The 17429-nt window shown below is 60.4% G+C and carries 18 protein-coding genes and 1 pseudogene; 12 read left to right on the plus strand and 7 right to left on the minus strand.

The genetic code is table 11. The features are described 5' to 3' along the window. Nucleotides 1-43: 43 nt before the first annotated feature. Nucleotides 44-1246: a pyridoxal phosphate-dependent aminotransferase gene (locus IU397_RS04620; RefSeq protein ID WP_204411211.1), complete on the minus strand. Its 1203-nt coding sequence runs from the start codon at nucleotides 1244-1246 to the stop codon at nucleotides 44-46. Nucleotides 1247-1400: 154 nt separating this feature from the next. Here IU397_RS04620 and IU397_RS04625 point away from each other — a divergent pair, with 154 nt between their 5' ends. The 3 genes from IU397_RS04625 (at nucleotide 1401) to IU397_RS04635 (ending at nucleotide 2644) form a co-directional block, all read left to right on the plus strand. Beyond that, entirely contained in the window at nucleotides 1401-1796 is a 396-nt protein-coding gene (locus tag IU397_RS04625; protein ID WP_204411213.1) for a helix-turn-helix domain-containing protein, read from the plus strand. After that, nucleotides 1793-2053: a succinate dehydrogenase assembly factor 2 gene (locus IU397_RS04630; RefSeq protein ID WP_204411215.1), complete on the plus strand. Its 261-nt coding sequence runs from the start codon at nucleotides 1793-1795 to the stop codon at nucleotides 2051-2053. Before IU397_RS04625 ends, IU397_RS04630 begins: the two co-directional genes overlap by 4 nt. A 93-nt stretch (nucleotides 2054-2146) precedes the next feature. After that, nucleotides 2147-2644 carry a MarR family winged helix-turn-helix transcriptional regulator gene (locus IU397_RS04635; protein ID WP_204411217.1) on the plus strand — a complete coding sequence of 166 codons (498 nt, stop codon included), beginning with the start codon at nucleotides 2147-2149 and terminating at the stop codon, nucleotides 2642-2644. 85 nt (nucleotides 2645-2729) lie between these two features. On the opposite strand, the gene IU397_RS23210 is transcribed toward IU397_RS04635, so the two are convergent. The 3 genes and pseudogenes from IU397_RS23210 to IU397_RS04645 all read right to left on the minus strand — a co-directional run bounded on the left by IU397_RS23210 (nucleotide 2730) and on the right by IU397_RS04645 (nucleotide 4047). After that, nucleotides 2730-3101 (minus strand): DUF1194 domain-containing protein, encoded by a 372-nt coding sequence (locus IU397_RS23210; protein ID WP_239479591.1) that lies wholly within the window; start codon nucleotides 3099-3101, stop codon nucleotides 2730-2732. A gap of 7 nt (nucleotides 3102-3108) precedes the next feature. Beyond that, nucleotides 3109-3570, minus strand: a pseudogene (locus IU397_RS23805) (DUF1194 domain-containing protein); the annotation flags it as partial. Between the two features lie 48 nt (nucleotides 3571-3618). Next, a complete protein-coding gene (locus IU397_RS04645; RefSeq protein ID WP_204411220.1) occupies nucleotides 3619-4047 on the minus strand; it encodes a VOC family protein in 429 nt (142 codons plus the stop codon). A 290-nt stretch (nucleotides 4048-4337) separates the two neighbouring features. Here IU397_RS04645 and thyX point away from each other — a divergent pair, with 290 nt between their 5' ends. After that, entirely contained in the window at nucleotides 4338-5246 is a 909-nt protein-coding gene (gene thyX, locus IU397_RS04650) for an FAD-dependent thymidylate synthase (RefSeq protein WP_204411221.1), read from the plus strand. A gap of 66 nt (nucleotides 5247-5312) precedes the next feature. Beyond that, nucleotides 5313-6221 carry an EamA family transporter RarD gene (gene rarD, locus IU397_RS04655; protein WP_204411223.1) on the plus strand — a complete coding sequence of 303 codons (909 nt, stop codon included), beginning with the start codon at nucleotides 5313-5315 and terminating at the stop codon, nucleotides 6219-6221. Here rarD and IU397_RS04660 read toward each other — a convergent pair. Next, nucleotides 6146-6715, minus strand: a complete 570-nt coding sequence (locus IU397_RS04660) for a TIGR00730 family Rossman fold protein (RefSeq protein ID WP_204411224.1) — start codon at nucleotides 6713-6715, stop codon at nucleotides 6146-6148. The genes rarD and IU397_RS04660 overlap by 76 nt on opposite strands. A 107-nt stretch (nucleotides 6716-6822) precedes the next feature. Between IU397_RS04660 and IU397_RS04665 the strand changes: the two genes are divergently transcribed. The 4 genes from IU397_RS04665 to IU397_RS04680 all read left to right on the plus strand — a co-directional run bounded on the left by IU397_RS04665 (nucleotide 6823) and on the right by IU397_RS04680 (nucleotide 11787). After that, a complete protein-coding gene (locus tag IU397_RS04665; RefSeq protein ID WP_204411226.1) occupies nucleotides 6823-8331 on the plus strand; it encodes a LysM peptidoglycan-binding domain-containing protein in 1509 nt (502 codons plus the stop codon). A gap of 193 nt (nucleotides 8332-8524) precedes the next feature. Next, nucleotides 8525-9001, plus strand: coding sequence for a GNAT family N-acetyltransferase (locus IU397_RS04670; protein ID WP_204411228.1), 477 nt, complete (start codon nucleotides 8525-8527; stop codon nucleotides 8999-9001). Between the two features lie 68 nt (nucleotides 9002-9069). After that, on the plus strand, nucleotides 9070-10920 hold the full coding sequence (locus IU397_RS04675) for an ABC transporter ATP-binding protein/permease (RefSeq protein ID WP_304519689.1): 1851 nt from the start codon (nucleotides 9070-9072) through the stop codon (nucleotides 10918-10920). A 597-nt stretch (nucleotides 10921-11517) separates the two neighbouring features. Continuing rightward, a complete protein-coding gene (locus tag IU397_RS04680) occupies nucleotides 11518-11787 on the plus strand; it encodes a hypothetical protein (protein ID WP_204411230.1) in 270 nt (89 codons plus the stop codon). Nucleotides 11788-12149: 362 nt separating this feature from the next. On the opposite strand, the gene IU397_RS04685 is transcribed toward IU397_RS04680, so the two are convergent. Then, entirely contained in the window at nucleotides 12150-12353 is a 204-nt protein-coding gene (locus tag IU397_RS04685) for a hypothetical protein (RefSeq protein ID WP_204411232.1), read from the minus strand. A 143-nt stretch (nucleotides 12354-12496) separates the two neighbouring features. Then, nucleotides 12497-13789 (minus strand): guanine deaminase, encoded by a 1293-nt coding sequence (gene guaD, locus IU397_RS04690; RefSeq protein ID WP_204411233.1) that lies wholly within the window; start codon nucleotides 13787-13789, stop codon nucleotides 12497-12499. Between the two features lie 365 nt (nucleotides 13790-14154). On the opposite strand from guaD, the gene mgtE reads away from it, so the two are divergent. From mgtE to IU397_RS04705, 3 genes are read left to right on the plus strand one after another with little or no spacing between them, the layout of a single operon-like run. Then, nucleotides 14155-15528, plus strand: coding sequence for a magnesium transporter (mgtE, locus tag IU397_RS04695; RefSeq protein WP_204411235.1), 1374 nt, complete (start codon nucleotides 14155-14157; stop codon nucleotides 15526-15528). After that, nucleotides 15525-16082 (plus strand): 5-formyltetrahydrofolate cyclo-ligase, encoded by a 558-nt coding sequence (locus tag IU397_RS04700; protein ID WP_204411237.1) that lies wholly within the window; start codon nucleotides 15525-15527, stop codon nucleotides 16080-16082. Before mgtE ends, IU397_RS04700 begins: the two co-directional genes overlap by 4 nt. Nucleotides 16083-16139: 57 nt before the next feature. Then, nucleotides 16140-17369, plus strand: a complete 1230-nt coding sequence (locus IU397_RS04705) for an SMP-30/gluconolactonase/LRE family protein (RefSeq protein WP_204411239.1) — start codon at nucleotides 16140-16142, stop codon at nucleotides 17367-17369. The last annotated feature ends 60 nt before the right edge of the window (nucleotides 17370-17429 follow it).

Raw genomic sequence — 17429 nt, forward strand, 5'->3', positions numbered from 1 at the left:
AAGATTCTCGTCCGCAGCCACCGCGACCCTATAGTGAGGCGGATCAGGTCAACTCGGCACAGAAATCCTGTATGCGGGTGCATGCCTCTTTCAGCGCCTCATCGGAGGTGGCGTAGCTGACCCGGAAACATGGTGATAGACCAAAGGCTGCGCCAAAGACGACGGCGACGCCTTTCTCTTCCAGCAGCGCCTTGGAGAATGTCTCGTCATCCGCAATCTGCGTTCCGCTTGCGCTGGTCTTGCCCAAGCAGCCGCCGATGTGGGGGTAGACGTAAAAGGCGCCTTCAGGCGTGGGGCAGGTGATACCCTCGGCCGCATTTAGCATTTCGACCACCAGGTCGCGACGGCGTTTGAAGGTGGCATTGTTGGTGGCGATATAGTCCTGCGGGCCGTTCAGCGCCTCAACCGCGGCCCATTGGGAGATGGAGCAGGGGTTTGACGTGCTTTGGCTCTGGATCTTGCGCATGGCTGCAATCAGTTTCTCCGGACCTGCCGCGTATCCGATGCGCCAGCCGGTCATGGCATAGGCCTTGCTGACGCCATTGCAGGTGAGCGTGCGATCATAGAGTGCGGGTTCAACCTGGGCCGGGGTGGCAAATTCGAAATCGCCATAGGTCAGATGTTCATACATATCGTCCGTCATCACCCAGACATGGGGATGTTGCATCAGAACATCGGTCAGCGTCTTCAATTCCTCTGCCGTGTAGCCCGCGCCGGTCGGGTTGGAGGGAGAGTTAAAGATGAACCACTTGGTTTTGGGCGTGATCGCAGCTTCAAGCTGGTCGGGTGTCAGTTTATAGCCAGTCTGGCTGGAGGCTTCGGCAATCACCGGCTCTCCGCCGGCCAGCAACACCATATCAGGGTAACTGACCCAGTAGGGTGCCGGGATCACGACCTCATCACCGGGGTTCAGCGTGGCCATCAGAGCATTATACAGGATCTGCTTGCCGCCCGTCCCGACGGAAACCTGGGCCGATGAATAGTCCAACCCGTTATCGCGTTTGAACTTGGCGCAGATCGCCTCTTTCAATTCTGCAATGCCGTCGGGGGCGGTGTATTTGGTCTTACCGTCGGCGATGGCCTGCGCAGCCGCATCCTTGATGTTCTGGGGCGTGTCGAAATCGGGCTCACCTGCGCCGAGGCCGATGACATCCTTGCCCTGCGCCTTCAACTCGCGCGCCATGTTCGTGACGGCAATCGTTGGCGATGGCTTCACACGGTCGAGCGTGGCGGAAAGGAAGGACATGGGGGCCTCCAAGGCTGTGGATTTAACCTTGTCTATGGCGCGGTTCGCTGTGGTTCAAGCGGAACCGAGCGCGGCACCCAGGGGCGGGGTTGTTGATCCGGCACCAAGCACGGTAGGACAAGGGCAGATCCGCGACAGCCGCAAGGAGCAGCCCATGGAAGATCACGCCGATTGGTACAGCGAAGAACGTGCGACCTTTGGAGACCGGGTGGCCGGAGCGCGCGAAGCTGTTGGCCTGACCCAGACCGAACTTGCGCGCAAGTTGGGCGTCAAGGTCAAGACGGTGCGCGGCTGGGAGGATGACCTGAGCGAGCCGCGTGCCAACAAGCTGCAGATGTTATCGGGTTTGCTGGGCGTGTCGCTGATGTGGCTTTTGAACGGTGAAGGGGAGGGCGTGGACGCGCCCGATACCCAGGCGGTGTTAGGGGCTGATGTGAAATCCTTGTTGGGAGAACTGCGCGAGATTCGGGCCGAGATGGACCGCGCCACAGACAAACTTGCCCGGACTGAGAAGCGGTTGCGCGGGGTCCTGGCGGAGATCGAGGGATGAGCGAAACCCCGGAAAACCGGTTGCGGCGGTTGCGTATGCGATCTTGGCGGCGGGGCATAAAGGAGATGGACCTGATCCTTGGTAGTTTCGCGGACCGTCAATTGGCTGACCTGTCGGATACCGAGATTATCTTGTATGACGCGTTGTTGAGCGAGAATGACCAGGAGCTTTACGCTTGGGTGACCGGTCAAGAGACGCCGCCTGATCGATTCGCACATATGGTCTCATTAATCGCGCATCATGCTAATGCTCTGTAATTAAAATAAGAAACTACTTTTGTTCACGGTTTAACCTCTTGTTCGGAGTTTTTGCCTAAAGCTGTTGGCGAGCAGTTAGGGCGGAGGCCGACAATGAGTGTTCATGATCAAAATATCCCTACAGGCGGCGGCGCCTATGTGACCTCGTATCTTGAGAGTCTGGCACTGGTGGAACGACTTCACCGGCTGTTGCTTGATGTCATCAAAGACGAGTTTGAGCGCGTAGGCATCCTGGAGATCAATGCCGTTCAGGCTTTGTTGTTGTTCAATATTGGCGACAACGAAGTAACTGCGGGCGAGTTGAAATCCCGTGGATATTATCAGGGGTCGAACGTGTCCTATAACCTGAAGAAGCTGGTTGAACTGGGTTACATGCATCACCAGCGCTGCGAGATCGACCGCCGCTCGGTGCGTGTTCGCCTGACTGAAAAGGGTCGCAACATCCGGACCATCGTCTCGGAACTGTTCGAGAGGCATGCCCAGGGTCTTCAGGACAAAGATATTCTGAGCCATGCCGGTCTGGAGGATATCACCATCTCGTTGCGTCGGGTAGAAAGATACTGGAGCGATCAAATCCGCTATATCTATTGATTCAAAAGGAGGTCGCGTCAAGCGGCCTTCCCATTGGTATCCTATTGCTGGTGTCTTTTGACCCCTGATGGCCAATAGCATCAGTTCATCCAGGGTCTGTCCAACGTGCGGTGCTTGCCCCTTGCACAGCCGAAATACCTGGTGATGCCAGCGGAATTGATCGGGTTAGGGCGCGCGCAACAGGCTGGATCTGTCCCACAATAACCAGCCCGACCTCTCGCAAAGGCTTGCGAGCCATGGCTCCCTCATAGTCCGTGTACCCGATGGCCACCTGCAGAAATGTACCGGGGCCACGAATGACCGTGGTACGAAAATAAGCTGTCAGCTCGGCGATATCGACCTGGCGCAGATCTTCTTGCCCGGCATGGTCGCTGCCGATGACCAGAGCATTGACGGTCGTCCAGTGCAGTGTGCACCGCATCGCTTTGGGGTGGCAAGCCAATGTTATTCTGGCCATCCCCGGAAATGTCTATTGTGCGGCGGGCGCAACCCGGTGCGGTGTCAACGAGGGCTTGGCCGAACAGCAGTGCCGCCCCTAACGCCGTTTCTGCAGGCGCGGTTTGCCGACGATGAGATCGAAGGCGCCTAGCGATGGCCGCGATATCGACCGAATTGCGGATCACCCACCAATCCTGAATGATGACTTGGTGGTCGATACCGCTCCATTCATAAACGGCGATGGAAACGGGACGGTCGGGAAAGGTGAGGAGCGCGCCTTGCACGGCGCCGGCCTGTAAAGCCCTGGCAACGCCATCAAGTTGCAACCGGTATTCATGCCCATCGACGGAACGAGACATCCAGCGCCAGGGCGAGCGCCTGACGACACCCGGCTTGTGCCATGCTTCCTGACAGAAATACGCCAATCCACAGTGCCCCGAAAACCCGCCGCCGACATGTCGCCCTGCGAACTGGCCCTGCGCTGCCATGCCGTGACATGTAGCTGCGCAAGGTGCCGTGTCGGGGCAGGGTGGGGCTTACCAATGCCCGGTATTTTCCATGCTCGCCCAGGGTTCAGCCGGATCCAGCCGGTCACCGATCTGCAACAACTCGACCGAGATATTGTCGGGCGACCGGACAAAGGCCATATGCCCATCCCGCGGCGGCCGGTTTATGGTCACGCCGTTCTCCTGCAGATGCGCGCACATGTCATAGATATTCTCGACCCCGTAGGCGAGGTGACCGAAATGGCGGCTATCCGATGGCAGCCCTTCATCCCCGTCCCAGTTATAGGTCAGTTCAACCGGGCAGTCCGACTGTCCGGGCGGTGCCATGAAGACAAGGCTGAAGCGGCCTTGTTCGCTGTCCATCCGCCGCGTTTCTTCCATGCCAAGCAGTTTGTAAAAGGCGATGGAGGCCTCAAGGTCCTTCACCCGAACCATCGTGTGCAGGTATTTCAGTTTCATCTGGTCATCTCCTTTTGCGGTGACGCGGCGCGCGATATGGCGGTACTGTGCCGTAACGCCCTGCAGATGAAAAGCCGATGGTCTGTGGTTTCGCCGGGTGTCGTTTGGGTTCGTCGTCGCCCACCGACACCTCTCCAGCAGCAGGCATCGCCGCGAAACCGGTGAGATCGTAACAAAAGCCCTGTTCCCCATGAAAATTGCCACGAACCTCCGTTATGTAGTGGAAAATGACCTGCAATTAGCCATATATTGCGTGGGCGACTCGCCATTTGACACAGGAAGGAGCGCCGATGCCACTATCCCCAGATCAGTTTGCTGAGATAGAGACCGCCCGCGCCGCGCCGCAGCCGACCCTGCGTGCCGTCAGCCCGGGGATGGAGGCGCATCTGTACACCGCGCATCCCGTGTTGGATCACGGTTTTGTCCGCGTCGTCGACTATATGGGCGATGACAGTGCCATCGTTCAGGCCGCGCGTGTCAGCTACGGCGCTGGCACCAAACATGTGAGCAACGACCAGGGTCTGATCCGGTATCTAATGCGTCATTGGCATTCGACACCGTTCGAGATGTGCGAGGTCAAGTTGCATGTGAAGTTGCCGGTCTTTGTCGCCCGGCAGTGGATCCGGCACCGGACGGCCAATGTGAATGAATATTCAGCGCGGTATTCGATCCTGGACCGGGAATTCTACATTCCCGCGCCGGATCAACTGGCGGCCCAATCGACGGTCAACAATCAGGGCCGGGGTGAGGTCTTAACCGGAGATGAAGCGGCGCGCGTGCTGGACATGCTGAAAGGCGATGCGACCCGATCCTATGATCATTACGAGGCGATGCTGAACACCGAAGGGCAACAGGGCCTGGCACGCGAATTGGCGCGCATGAACCTGCCCGCCAATGTCTACACACAGTGGTACTGGAAGGTGGATCTGCATAATCTGTTCCACTTCCTGCGACTGCGCGCCGATGCCCATGCGCAATACGAGATCCGGGTCTATGCCGAAACTATTTGCAATCTGGTCGCCAACTGGGTGCCCGCCGCCTACAGCGCGTTCGAGGATTACCGGCTGGGCGGCGCAGTCCTGTCGGCCAAAGGGGTAGAATGCCTGCGCCGGATGCTAAAAGGCGAAGCCGTCACCCAGGAAACCAGTGGCATGTCCAAGGGAGAGTGGCGCGAGTTTGAGGCGGTGCTTGCGGACTGACGCCGACTGATGTTTGGTCGGCTGGATGAGACCAGCCCTGACATGCCAAACCGGTAGACCATACCGATGACACGCCCCGCCGTGCAGGGTTTGCTGGCCATGGTTGGGGCCTGCCTGATCTGGGGTTTATCCCCACTTTACTACAAATTGCTCGACCATGTTCCCGCGACCGAGGTTCTGGCCCATCGTACCCTGTGGTCTGGGGTATTCTTTGCCGCGGTGCTGCTGATCCAGCGCCGGTTGCGCGAGGTTCCCAATCTGCTGCGCCACGGTGCGGGGTTGATCGTGCTGGCGGCGGTCATGATCTCGGTGAACTGGTTCCTCTTTATCTGGTCTGTTCAGGTCGGACGCACGATCGAGGCCAGCTTGGGCTACTATATCTTTCCGTTGGTTGCCGTGGTGCTGGGGGCCGGCGCCTTTGGGGAGCGATTGGGCCGCGTGCAATGGATCGCGGTTGGGCTGGCAGCCGCGGCCGTTCTGACTTTGATCCTGGGCCTCGCCGTCGTGCCCGTGATCTCCCTCGCGCTGGCCATCACCTTTGGTATCTACGGGCTACTGAAGAAACGGTTATCGGCAGGTCCGGTCGTATCGGTTACAGCCGAAGTGGCAGTGCTGTTGCCGTTAGCAATGGCTTGGCTGGCGGTGTTGCACGGTCAAGGCGGCGGGGTATTCGGGCGTTCGGTCCAGGATACCGGAGTCTTGATGCTATCGGGCGTGTTGACGGCGGGGCCCCTGATCCTGTTTTCCTATGCGACGCGGCGGGTACAAATGGCCACGATCGGATTGGTGCAATACCTCAATCCGACCCTGCAATTTGGCTGTGCGGTTGTCGTATTTCAGGAACCGTTTACGCGGTGGCATGCGCTGGCCTTTGCCATGATCTGGATCGCTCTGGCGATCTATTCGGGACAGGCGATCTGGTCGGGGCGCAAGGCTTCCTCCAATGCAGCGACCGTGGGGACGACCCGCGCATAGTCGAGGATCGTGGCCTCGGCAAAGCCCTGCGCCACGACATGGTCCAAAAGATGGATCAATGGCGCCCAGTATCCGGCGATATCCAATAAAAACAGCGGCTTTGCATGCAGACCAAGCTGGCGCCAGGTCAGTACCTCAAAGAATTCGTCCAGACTGCCCGCGCCGCCCGGTAGAACAACGACCGCATCGGCATTCATGAACATCACCTTCTTACGCTCATGCATGGTTTCGGTGATGATGCTGGTGGTCCGTGCGGTCTGCTTGATCTCGCGGCTCATCAGGTGAGTGGGGATCACGCCGAGTGTTTCAGCGCCACCGGCCTGTGCTGCGGTTGCAACCGCTCCCATCAGACCCACATCACCTGCGCCGAAAACCAGCCGCCAGTCATTCTTGGCAATCGCCTGGCCCAGATTGGCCGCAGCCGCACGATAAGCCGGGTTCAGACCGTCACGCGAGCCGCAATAGACACAGAGGCTGAACCTTTGATGCGACATGACTATGCTTTCACCTGATCGCGCTTTGACCGGTGATAGCGGGGTTGATACTGTCGCTCAACCCGCCTAGGCCGCCCAATCAGGCATGCTGGGGTGTTGGAGACGTGATGGCAGAGAAGAAGACAGATCGGAAATGGCTGGTCCCAGCTGTGTCCTTGGTGGCCGTGTTTGCTGCTGCGGGTGGGGGTGTGCTGTATAACATGCGCCCCGATCTGTTTGAGGCCGCCGTGACCATAAAGGACGATACGCAGGATCTTGCGGCGGTCGCGGATCGGGCGGAGATACCTGCGGACCCCGCCGTTGTTGACGATACCGGAACACCGGATGTGATTGAGGCTGAACCGGACCTGCCAGCGCCGACATTTGATGTCGTCCGGGTGGATGCGGGGGGCAGCGCGCTGATTGCTGGCACCGCCCCGCCACGCTTTGACGTTGCGATTGAAATCGACGGGGCAGAGGTGACGCGGACCTCTTCCGACGGTAATGGATCCTTTGCTGCGGTGTTTGACGTGGCCCCGCGGGATGTGGCGCAGGTCGTGGTTCTGGTGGCCTATGGTGCGCCGGGTCAGGAGGTTCGATCAGATGACAGTGTGATCCTCGCTCCGCAATTGGAGCCCGCCGGCGTCGCGGGTGCCGGTAATTTGGCGACCGATATGCCGGATTCGGCCCCGGTCCCTGTACTGCCGGATGCCAGCGTAGTGACCGATCCCGACACGCCATCCACAGCGGTAGAACCTATCCCGAATCAGGATGTGGCTGTGGTTTCGCCGTCGGCAGACGCGCCGCAAATTCCGACTAGCCCGCCCGATAATAGCTCGAATGCCGATGATGTTCCGGCAGAAACGGCAGAGGAAGCAGGGGCTGATGCGCCGCGCGATGCTCCCAGGGATGGGCCCTCGGAAATCACGGGCGACCTACCTGCCGATATAGTAGCAGACAGCCAGGGGGATCTGGCGAACGATACAGCGGATCAGCCGCTGCAAACTGCGAGATCAGACGGTGATATACAGCCACCCGCACAGGTTGAACGCCCGGAACAGGCCCCGGCAATTCTGCTGGCGGGCAATGATGGTGTCCGTGTTCTGCAGCCTGCAGGTGACCCGACGGAGATCCCGCCTAGCGTGGCCTCTGTCGTTTTGGACAGCATCGCCTATAGCGACAGTGGGGCTGTTTTGCTGACGGGGCGGGGTCCCCAAGAGGGTGACGCCGAAGAGATCTTGCGCATCTATCTCAACAATCGTCAGATTTTGGATGCCCCGGTGGGCGATGATGGCAGTTTCAAGATCGAATTGCCGGATGTTGAGATTGGCGTCTACACTCTTCGCTTGGATCGGTTGGACAGCGATGGGCAGGTGACCTCCCGGTTTGAGACACCGTTCAAGCGGGAAGATCCCGAAACGCTCGCGCGGTTCACCGATACGATCGAAGCGCTGGAAGGACCGGAGCGGTTGGCAGCCACGGTCGTGACGGTGCAGCCCGGCGTGACGCTGTGGAGCATCGCATCCCAGCGCTACGGCGACGGCTTTTCGTACCTGAAGGTGTTCGAGGCCAATAAAAACCAGATCCGCAACCCCGATCTGATCTATCCGGGGCAAGTCTTCGATCTGCCTGATTGAGAGAGCGGGCATCGTCCGGCTTGACCTTGGGCCGTGGCCTTGGCACACCACATCTATGACATGCCCGATCCTGACCTGCCCTTGGTATTTTACCGTTCCTTCATAGGTGCGGTCTGGAGTTATTCTGACATCTGACCGCCGCAGAGGCGGTCTTTTTGTTTCGGCTCTGTGGCCCTGATCCCGGAGATCGAAAATGATAGAAACCGTGATAAAACAAGCACCTGTGGTGCGAAAGATGCGCCTGGATGACCGGGTTGCCGTCTACGGCATGGTCCATGCCTTGGCGGCCCATCACGATGACACGGCGACGCTGACGCTTGAGCAACTGTCGGATCTGACCGGCGGCAGCAATCCGTGGATCACCGTTCTGGTCGCTACATTGGCGGAAAGTCCAGTGGGGTTTGCGGCCCTCTGCCCCCTGGTCAAGCTGCATTTTGGCCAACGCGGCATGGATTTGCATCACCTCTATGTCGCGCAACCGCATCGTGGGCTGGGGATCGGACGAGCCCTGGTCGATGCTGCCTTGGCCGAAAGCGCGCGGCAGGGTGGCCATTACATGACGGTCGGCACTGATCCTGGTAATACCGATGCTCAGGCGGCTTACACGGCCATGGGCTTTGACACAGCCAACCCGCCCGGCCCCCGGTTTAAGAAGGTGATCGGCGCCTGAATGTGCGGCTCGGGTGGCCTTTCCCCGGGCGCCCGCCTAGTTTGCGCGTCGATGAACAGTTAAGGCAGATGATGGCGCAAGACCAGATCACGGTGGAGGAGCGGGCGCGCGGACGGCGCGTTCTGCGCGAAGTGGTGCCGTATCTATGGCCGGAGGGCCAGTTCGGGTTAAGGGTGCGTGTCGTTGCGGCGTTGGTCGCCTTGGTTCTGGCCAAACTTGTGGCGGTCGCGACCCCGTTTTTTTACAAAGGGGCGGTTGACGATCTGGCGGGCGAGTTCGGCGAGGGGGCCGGTCTTTTGGCCTTGGGCGCCATCGGTTTGACCATCGCCTATGGCGGCGTGCGCTTGTTGAACATTCTGTTCCAGCAATTGCGCGATGTGATCTTTGCCAAGGTTGGCCAGACCGCTTTGCGGCAGATGGCGTTGCGCACGTTCCGGCATATTCACGCCCTGTCGCTGCGTTACCATATCAGCCGAAAGACAGGTGCGCTGAGCCGGATCATGGAGCGTGGAGTCAAGGGCGTCGCCTTCCTTTTGCGGTTTTTGTTGTTTTCTATCGGGCCTTTACTGCTGGAACTTGTGCTGATCGGTGTCGTGCTGGTGACCCTGTTCGATTGGCGTTACCTGGCCGTCCTGGTGGTGACGATGGCCGTTTACATCTGGTTCACGTTCGCGATCACCGAATGGCGGGTGCGGATCCGGCGCGAGATGAACGAGCAGGATAACGAGGCCAACCAACGCGCCATCGACAGCCTGCTGAACTTTGAAACCGTCAAGTATTTCGGCGCGGAACGGCGCGAGGCGGGTCGGTATGACACCGCCATGGCGGGCTATGAAGTGGCCGCGTTGAAGACGGCATATTCGCTTGGCCTCATCAATCTGGGGCAAGCGACGATCATCAATGGCGGCCTTGTCGTGGTGATGGTTATGGCGGCCCGTGGCGTGATGTCGGGTGATCTGACGGTCGGCGATTTCGTCATGGTCAACGCCTACATGATCCAGATCATCTTGCCGCTGAACTTCCTGGGCACCGTCTATCGGGAGATCCGGCAGGCCCTGGTCGATATGGGTGAGATGTTTCAACTGCTTGAGCAACCCTCTGAAGTTGTTGATAAATCAGGAGCTGCGCCCTTGGCTGTGTCACGCGGAGAGGTAACGTTTCAGGATGTTCGCTTTGCCTATGATCCCGACCGGCCGATCCTGAAGGGTGTGAGCCTGCATGTGGCGGCGGGAGAGACCCTAGCCATTGTCGGCCCCACGGGATCGGGCAAATCGACCATCGGGCGGCTGCTGTTTCGGTTTTATGATGTGGCCGGTGGCGCCCTGAAGATCGATGGGCAGGATGTCCGGGAGGTGACGCAAGAAAGCCTGCATCACGCGATTGGCGTCGTGCCGCAGGACACGGTTCTGTTCAATGACAGCATCTATTACAACATCGCCTATGGGCGGCCCGATGCCACGCGCGAGGCGGTGGAACAGGCCGCCAGGGATGCCGAAATCCACGATTTTATTGGGAGCTTGCCAAAGGGTTACGACACGCAAGTGGGCGAACGCGGACTGAAACTTTCGGGTGGAGAGAAGCAGCGCGTGGGCATTGCGCGCACCATGCTGAAGGACCCACCGATCCTGCTGCTGGACGAGGCGACAAGTGCCCTGGATACGGAGACCGAACGCGATATTCAGGCCGCCCTGGCGCGGATGGGGCAGGGGCGCACGGTGATCACCATCGCGCATCGCCTGTCGACCATTGCCGATGCCGACCGGATCATCGTGCTGGAGGCAGGCGCGGTCGTGGAGGAGGGGGCTCACGCCGACCTGCTGGCCCAAGGCGGACGTTACGCCGATCTGTGGCATTACCAATCCGCCGAACGCGCGGACCGTGATCCGCGCAACACCGCCGAGGCCCCGGCGGCGGAATAGCCCCTCAAGCTTCTGATACAGCTGCCAAATCGCGATACACAAACCATGCACATCTTATGCACAAAGCATGCATACGATGATGTGGATTGCAGGCGCGGTGGGTGGAAACCGCCGCAAGTCTGGCGTGGTGCATGGTCGTTCCGTTTCGCGATTTAAAATTTTAAATTTCGGGCGGGGATATTTGAACCAGTACGAAAGGGGGCGATGCGGCGTCATTTGAGCTATGGCGTGAGGAGACCGGACCATCTGGCGACGGCCTCGACCTCGTCGAGGTAGCGGGCGCCGATCCAGAGTGCGGCGTCGCTGCCGAACCAGAGGCCACCCGTTAGCAGGATCGGGAGCAGCAGGGCAGGGGCTGTCCGAAGGGCGGGCGCGCAGATCCGGTGGGCGGGATTGGCGTGGGCGTTTTGCAGGTAGTCGGCCAGGGCGTGGCGCCAGGGACGGAGGGGCCCAGTTTTGCAGGGCGGCCAGGCTGAGGAGCAGGTGGAGGCCCGTGGGCAGCAGCGTTGAAAAGAGCATGAGGTAGAGCCAGGTGTTTTGGCCGGGTTCAGGCGCAGGGTCGCGGAGCCCAGCGAACATCCCGGTCAGGTCAAACAAATGGTGACCACTGAGCGTATCCAGCCCTGCCACGGCGACCACCAAGGTGATGCAAAGCGCGACGTGCAGGGCCAGGGCTGTTGCGAGATCGGCCAGGGCCCAGGCTATGGCGTTCCCTTGGCGCAGACCAAGGCGGAGAAAGGTGAGGGTCGCGGCAAAGGAGACTGTGTTGAAGAGCGCGTTGATCAGTGGAAGGACGCCGAGGAAGATGAAGTAGCCCTTCTTAGCATCGGGTATTGCATCCCAGTCAATATATCTCGCGAGGACTGATGCGGTGATGCCGACATACAGCGTCACGATCCACCGTGTCAGTCTGCGGCGACCGGGTTTGTCTAACCAAATCATCCCGAATATGACTGCGCCTGCGACTGCAAGCTTAAGGTCATGCACAGTAGGGCTGTCAGCACGATTACGCCGTCGGGCCAAAAAGGCGCCTGGGTGACCACAGTTAGGGGGTCGGCCTGACCGATGCTGAAAAGGAGCCACCCGCCCAGGATCAGCAGCAGAGGGTAGGAGACGGCGATGGCGCGATCATAGAGGCGCCAGGTGAGGGCGGCCCGAAAGGTTGGGCCTGGCTTGGTGGTTTGGCCGATTGGGTCACAGTGGCGGGTCCAGAGCCAGCAATGGGCGGCCTAGGCATAGCGGCGATAGATGCGGGCACCCCAGGGGCGGCGGAGCAGGTCGTAGATCCAGGCGCGGCCCGGGCCAGAGATGAAAATCACGTAGGCAGAGGTCCAGGCGGTGCCCGCTGCGATGAAGGTGACAATCGCTGCAGTGGCGCCGCTGATGGTTTGGACCTGGCCGTCTTCGATATGGGGGAAGTCTTTGTCGGTCATCGGCGTCACTCTTCTGCTACATGATGTGTTCTGATGGGCCTTGCGGCTTTTGCCGAGCCAGGAACCGTGTTTTGCGGAGTTTTCACGGGACGGGCGCGGCGCTGTTGGCTGCGCCAAGGCGCCCCGCCCACCGTCCCCGGCGGTCAGGGCTGTTGTTGGCCTGCGATCCAGGTGGCTGCGATGGCGCGGTCATCGCCCATCATGATGGTGGGAAAGAGGGCTTGCCAGATATCCTCTGCCTGGTTCGCGCGCTGGGCGATGACGGGGGTCGAGGCGAGGTCGAGGATGGTGAGGTCCGCCTTGGTCCCCGGTTCGAGTGTGCCGATTTCGGGATGGAGATTGAGAGCGTGGGCGCCAGCCTCGGTCGCGAGCCAGAGGAGCTGCGCGGGGTGGAGGGCGGTGCCGGTGAGTTGTCCGATCTCATAGGCCGCCGCCATGGTGCGCAGCATGGAGAAGCTAGAGCCGCCGCCGGTATCGGTGGCAAGGGCAAGCGGCAGGCCTTCGGCACGGCGGGCCGCCACGTTGAAAAGGCCCGAGCCGATGAAGGTGTTGGAGGTGGGGCAATGGACCAGGGTGCCGCCGGTTTCCCGGATGCGGGCGCGTTCGCGGTCGGTCAGCCAGATCGCGTGACCCCAGAGCGCGTTGGGACCGATGAGACCTGCAGCCTCGTATGTGTCGAGGTAGTCGCGGGCCTTGGGGAACAGGTCGGCGATCCAGGCGCATTCCTCTTGTTGTTCGCTGATATGGGTTTGCATCAGACAGTCTGGGTGTTCGCCCCAAAGCGCGCCGAGGGCCTGGAGTTGATCTGGCGTTGATGTGGGTGAGAAGCGGGGCGTGATGGCGTAACGGGCGCGGCCGTTTCCGTGCCAGCGGGTCAGGAGGGATTTGCTGTCGTCATAGGCGGATTGGGCGGTATCAAGCAGGGCATACGGGGCGTTGCGATCCATGCAGGTTTTGCCTGCGACGAGGGCCATATCGCGGCTGGCAGCGGCCTGAAAGAGAGCTTCGACACTGGCGGGGTGGCTGGTGCAGAAACTGGCAACCGAGGTGGTGCCGTGGGCTGTGACAAGGTCGAGGTAGCGATCGGCGATTGTTCCGGCATAGGCGGGGTCATTGAAACGTGTTTCTTCCGGAAAGGTGTAGTCATTCAGCCAGTCGATGAGGCGTTTGCCCCAACTCGCGATGATGGCGGTCTGGGGATAGTGGGCATGGGCGTCAACAAAGCCCGGTAGGATCAGACCGTCCGGGTATCGGATCATGTTGGCATGGCGCGCGCGGGGGATGAGGTCGCAGGCTTTCCCAACCTCGGCAATGGTATCCCCGCGGATTAGGACAGCCCCCTGTGCCTCATGCCGAATGGCGTTGGTTGGAGTGTCAATGAAGGGATCTTGGGTGAACCGGAGGGTTTGACCCAGCAGGAGTGTTTCGGTTTGCATCAGGACATTTTACGACGTGTTTTGGGAGGAGAAAACCCGGTAAAGGGCTGTGTTGTATTGAGGTTTGTGTGCCTCCGGCGGGGATATTTTTGAACACATAATGGAACGGGATTGCGCTGCGCTCATGCGCTTGGCGTCAATACTCTGTCTTCGGGTAGACGGTCGCTGGGGGGAGATCCGGTTGACGGCGCGCGCAAGTGGACGGGTCCAACCGGCGTGACCTGGCGTGCGCGCTACCCCCAACGCTTTTGACCGGCTTTGCCGGGCCAAAGGGGCGGGAGCGCTACGGGCAGACAATCGCGTTGCGTTGCGGGTCTTTGGGCCTATGTTGCGCCAAGATTGACCGCAGATTTGGGGGTTAGGGCATGGCAGATGGCGACCTAAGCGACGATCCCGGATATTCGTTGGAAAACAGCCTGATGCATTCGGTCCGCGCCGCGATTGAAGCTGAGGATCGCGCGGCTTTGGCGGCTCTGCTAGACCCCCTTCATCCCGCCGATATCGCCGATGTGATGGAACAGCTTGGCGAGCGACCCCGGCGCGATCTTGTCCTTCTTTGGGGGTGTGAGATCGATGGCGATGTGCTGTCGGAACTGGATGAAGGGTTGCGCGAAGAGGTCATTACCGCGCTTCCGGCAGAGGTTCTATCAGACGCTATTCGCGATCTGGAAAGTGACGACGTCGTCGATTTGCTGGAAGATCTGGAAGAACCGCAGCAGGAATTGATACTTGAGGCCCTGCCTGCGGCTGACCGGGCGGCAGTTGAGCAGGCACTGTCTTATCCGGAATTCTCGGCCGGACGCCTGATGCAGCGCGAAGTGGTGCGGATGCCTGACCATGCGACCGTGGGCGAGACCATCGATTTTCTGCGGCGCAACGGCGATGATCTGCCCGAGCAATTCTACCATGTTGTTCTGGTTGATCCGGGCATGCATCCGACTGGATATGTGACCCTGGGCAAGATGCTGTCGACCGCCCGCGATGCTCCACTGAAATCCATCACGGAGGACAGTTTTCGAACCATCCCCGTAACCCAGGATGAGGGCGAGGTGGCTTATGCTTTTAACCAGTATCACCTGATTTCGGTCCCAGTGGTTGATGAGGATGACCGGCTGGTCGGTGTTGTCACCATCGATGATGCGATGGCTGTGCTGGACGAAGAGCATGAGGAGGACATCCTGCGCCTTGCCGGTGTCAGTGAAGGGCGGCCCAGTGACAGGATCATCGACACGACCCGCCGCAGGTTCCCTTGGCTGGCGGTCAACCTGATCACGTCGATCCTCGCCTCCCTCGTGATTGCGCAGTTTGAGGCGGTGATCGCGCAGGTCGTGGCACTGGCTGTGCTGATGCCCATCGTGGCTTCGATGGGTGGCAATGCTGGCACGCAGACCCTGACTGTGGCTGTGCGCGCCCTGGCCACCAAAGACCTGACCGGATCCAACCTGTTTCGCGTGATGTGGCGGGAACTGGCGGTGGGCCTGGTTAATGGTGTGATCTTTGCCGTCGTGATGGGGGTTGTGGGCGTGATCTGGTTTAGCTCACCGATGTTGGGGGTCATTATTGCCGCTGCCATGGTCGTGAACCTTGTGGTGGCCGGATTGGCCGGGCTGCTCGTCCCGGTGGCCTTGGACAAGTTGGGGATCGACCCCGCGCTGGCCTCTGGCGCTTTTGTGACGACAGTCACAGATATCGTCGGGTTTTTCGCCTTTTTGGGTCTGGCTGCGATGCTGCTTTTGTGACCACGGCAGAGCAAAAGTCCGCGGCCCGCAAGGCGGCCTTCATCAGGCGCAAGGCGGCGCACCGGCTTGGTGATCACACGGGGCATTTGCGGGAACTGATCGGTGCGGTCCAGGGCAAGGTGATCGCGGGTTATATGCCCATCCGGACAGAGATTGATCCGCTGCCTGCCATGGCGGCCCTGTCGCTGACAAACAGGATTGCCGTGCCGGTGATCCAGGGGGCAGGCCAGGCGCTTGTGTTTCACGAATGGATGCCGGGGGCCGAGATGATTGCGGGTCCGTTTGGTGCGCAGATCCCGCAAGATGGCCGGCCGTTGGTGCCCGATCTGCTGATCGTCCCGCTGGTCGCGTTCGAGGCGCGCTGTTACCGGTTGGGCTATGGCGGAGGCTTCTATGACCGGACGCTTGAAGGTTTGCGTGCCCGGGATACGGTGCGGGCTTATGGTTTTGCCTATGCCGCACAGCTGGTCGAGACATTGCCGTTGGAGCCCACGGATCAACCCCTGGATGCGATCGCGACGGATGCCGGTATCCTGCAACCGCCGGATGCGTGACAAGCTCCCAGAGATGACCTAGCGTCAGCTTTATTCATAAGCTCTGGGAGGAGAACCATGTCACAGAAAAACTCTGGGCCCCTTGCGGCGCCGGGCCTGTCGCGCCGTAGGGCGTTGCGGGTCATTGGTGCGGGCACAGCCGGGCTGGCCGTTGCGGGCACTGCGCGCGCGCAGGACGATCTGGGCCCGGTTGCGCCGCCCAGTACGGTGACACAGCCGCCGCGCAATTTTGCGCCCGATGCCGCCCCAAACGTGTATTTCTGGGACCCGGATGTGATTGCGGTGGATCCGTCCTTTAATGGGTTGGCGCAGCCCAATGCGCCGATCCAGCGGCTTTGGACCGGGGCGCTGTGGGCGGAGGGACCAGCCTGGAACAATGTGGGCAAGTATCTGATCTGGAGCGATATTCCCAATAACCGCCAGCTTCGTTACTTGAGCGAGGATGGCCATGTCAGCACATTCCGGGCACCATCGAACAATTCGAACGGCAACAGTTTTGATTATCAGGGACGGCAGCTTTCATGTGAGCACCTGACCCGACGGGTGGTCCGGTATGAGCTGGATGGCTCGACCACTATTCTGGCGGATAATTTTGAGGGGAAGCGGTTCAACTCCCCCAATGACGTCGTGGCCCATCCCGATGGCAGCTACTGGTTTACCGATCCGCCCTATGGCGGCCAGCTGTATGAAGGGGCGCCGGATGCGGCGGGTGGGCCGACCAATCCCGATGGTTTGGTGAACAACCGACTGGGCCAGCCACCGGAGATTGGCGATGCCCAGCGGGAGATGGAGACGGCCACCTATCGCCTTGGCCCCGATGGCGTGGTGACGCGCGTGGCCAGTGAAGCGGATGCGCCGGATCCGAACGGGCTGGCCTTTTCGCCCGATCAGTCGGTGCTTTATGTGGCCAGCACCGGCAAGGGGCCCGGCGATACCGGGCCGGGGGGACAGGCCGAGATCATCGCCTTTGACGTGGCCGAGGATGGAACGCTGTCGAACCGCCGCATCTTTACCGATTGCATGGTGGATGACGTGAAATGTGGGCCGGACGGGTTGGCGATTGATGTCTACGGCAATGTCTGGTCGTCCAGCAATGCGGGCCGCAATGTTGGTTACAGCGGGGTGACCTGCTGGTCGCCCGAGGGCGCGTTGCTGGGCCGGATCCGTCTGCCGGAGATCTGCGGCAACCTGTGTTTTGGCGGGCCCAAGCGCAACCGGTTGTTCATGGCGGCCAGTCAATCGCTCTACGCTGTTTACACTGCGACGCAAGGGGTGGCACCGGCCTGACCCCCTCCCTTGATCCCTCCCCCAGTGTGGGGGGAGGGAGACGCCCTTTGGGACCGACGG

The organism is Actibacterium sp. 188UL27-1, from assembly GCF_016901225.1.
Lineage (GTDB): Bacteria > Pseudomonadota > Alphaproteobacteria > Rhodobacterales > Rhodobacteraceae > 188UL27-1.

What these genes read in the sequence shown, in the direction of transcription:
- IU397_RS04680 (WP_204411230.1), top strand. Translation starts at nt 11,518, where the DNA reads ATGGTGACCACTGAGCGTATCCAGCCCTGCCACGGCGACCACCAAGGT.
- IU397_RS23210 (WP_239479591.1), bottom strand. Translation starts at nt 3,101, where the DNA reads ATGGCCAGAATAACATTGGCTTGCCACCCCAAAGCGATGCGGTGCACA.
- IU397_RS04660 (WP_204411224.1), bottom strand. Translation starts at nt 6,715, where the DNA reads ATGTCGCATCAAAGGTTCAGCCTCTGTGTCTATTGCGGCTCGCGTGAC.
- IU397_RS04685 (WP_204411232.1), bottom strand. Translation starts at nt 12,353, where the DNA reads ATGACCGACAAAGACTTCCCCCATATCGAAGACGGCCAGGTCCAAACC.
- IU397_RS04630 (WP_204411215.1), top strand. Translation starts at nt 1,793, where the DNA reads ATGAGCGAAACCCCGGAAAACCGGTTGCGGCGGTTGCGTATGCGATCT.
- IU397_RS04625 (WP_204411213.1), top strand. Translation starts at nt 1,401, where the DNA reads ATGGAAGATCACGCCGATTGGTACAGCGAAGAACGTGCGACCTTTGGA.
- IU397_RS04705 (WP_204411239.1), top strand. Translation starts at nt 16,140, where the DNA reads ATGTCACAGAAAAACTCTGGGCCCCTTGCGGCGCCGGGCCTGTCGCGC.
- IU397_RS04670 (WP_204411228.1), top strand. Translation starts at nt 8,525, where the DNA reads ATGATAGAAACCGTGATAAAACAAGCACCTGTGGTGCGAAAGATGCGC.
- IU397_RS04645 (WP_204411220.1), bottom strand. Translation starts at nt 4,047, where the DNA reads ATGAAACTGAAATACCTGCACACGATGGTTCGGGTGAAGGACCTTGAG.
- IU397_RS04635 (WP_204411217.1), top strand. Translation starts at nt 2,147, where the DNA reads ATGAGTGTTCATGATCAAAATATCCCTACAGGCGGCGGCGCCTATGTG.
- IU397_RS04665 (WP_204411226.1), top strand. Translation starts at nt 6,823, where the DNA reads ATGGCAGAGAAGAAGACAGATCGGAAATGGCTGGTCCCAGCTGTGTCC.
- IU397_RS04620 (WP_204411211.1), bottom strand. Translation starts at nt 1,246, where the DNA reads ATGTCCTTCCTTTCCGCCACGCTCGACCGTGTGAAGCCATCGCCAACG.
- guaD (WP_204411233.1), bottom strand. Translation starts at nt 13,789, where the DNA reads ATGCAAACCGAAACACTCCTGCTGGGTCAAACCCTCCGGTTCACCCAA.
- rarD (WP_204411223.1), top strand. Translation starts at nt 5,313, where the DNA reads ATGACACGCCCCGCCGTGCAGGGTTTGCTGGCCATGGTTGGGGCCTGC.
- thyX (WP_204411221.1), top strand. Translation starts at nt 4,338, where the DNA reads ATGCCACTATCCCCAGATCAGTTTGCTGAGATAGAGACCGCCCGCGCC.
- mgtE (WP_204411235.1), top strand. Translation starts at nt 14,155, where the DNA reads ATGGCAGATGGCGACCTAAGCGACGATCCCGGATATTCGTTGGAAAAC.
- IU397_RS04675 (WP_304519689.1), top strand. Translation starts at nt 9,070, where the DNA reads ATGATGGCGCAAGACCAGATCACGGTGGAGGAGCGGGCGCGCGGACGG.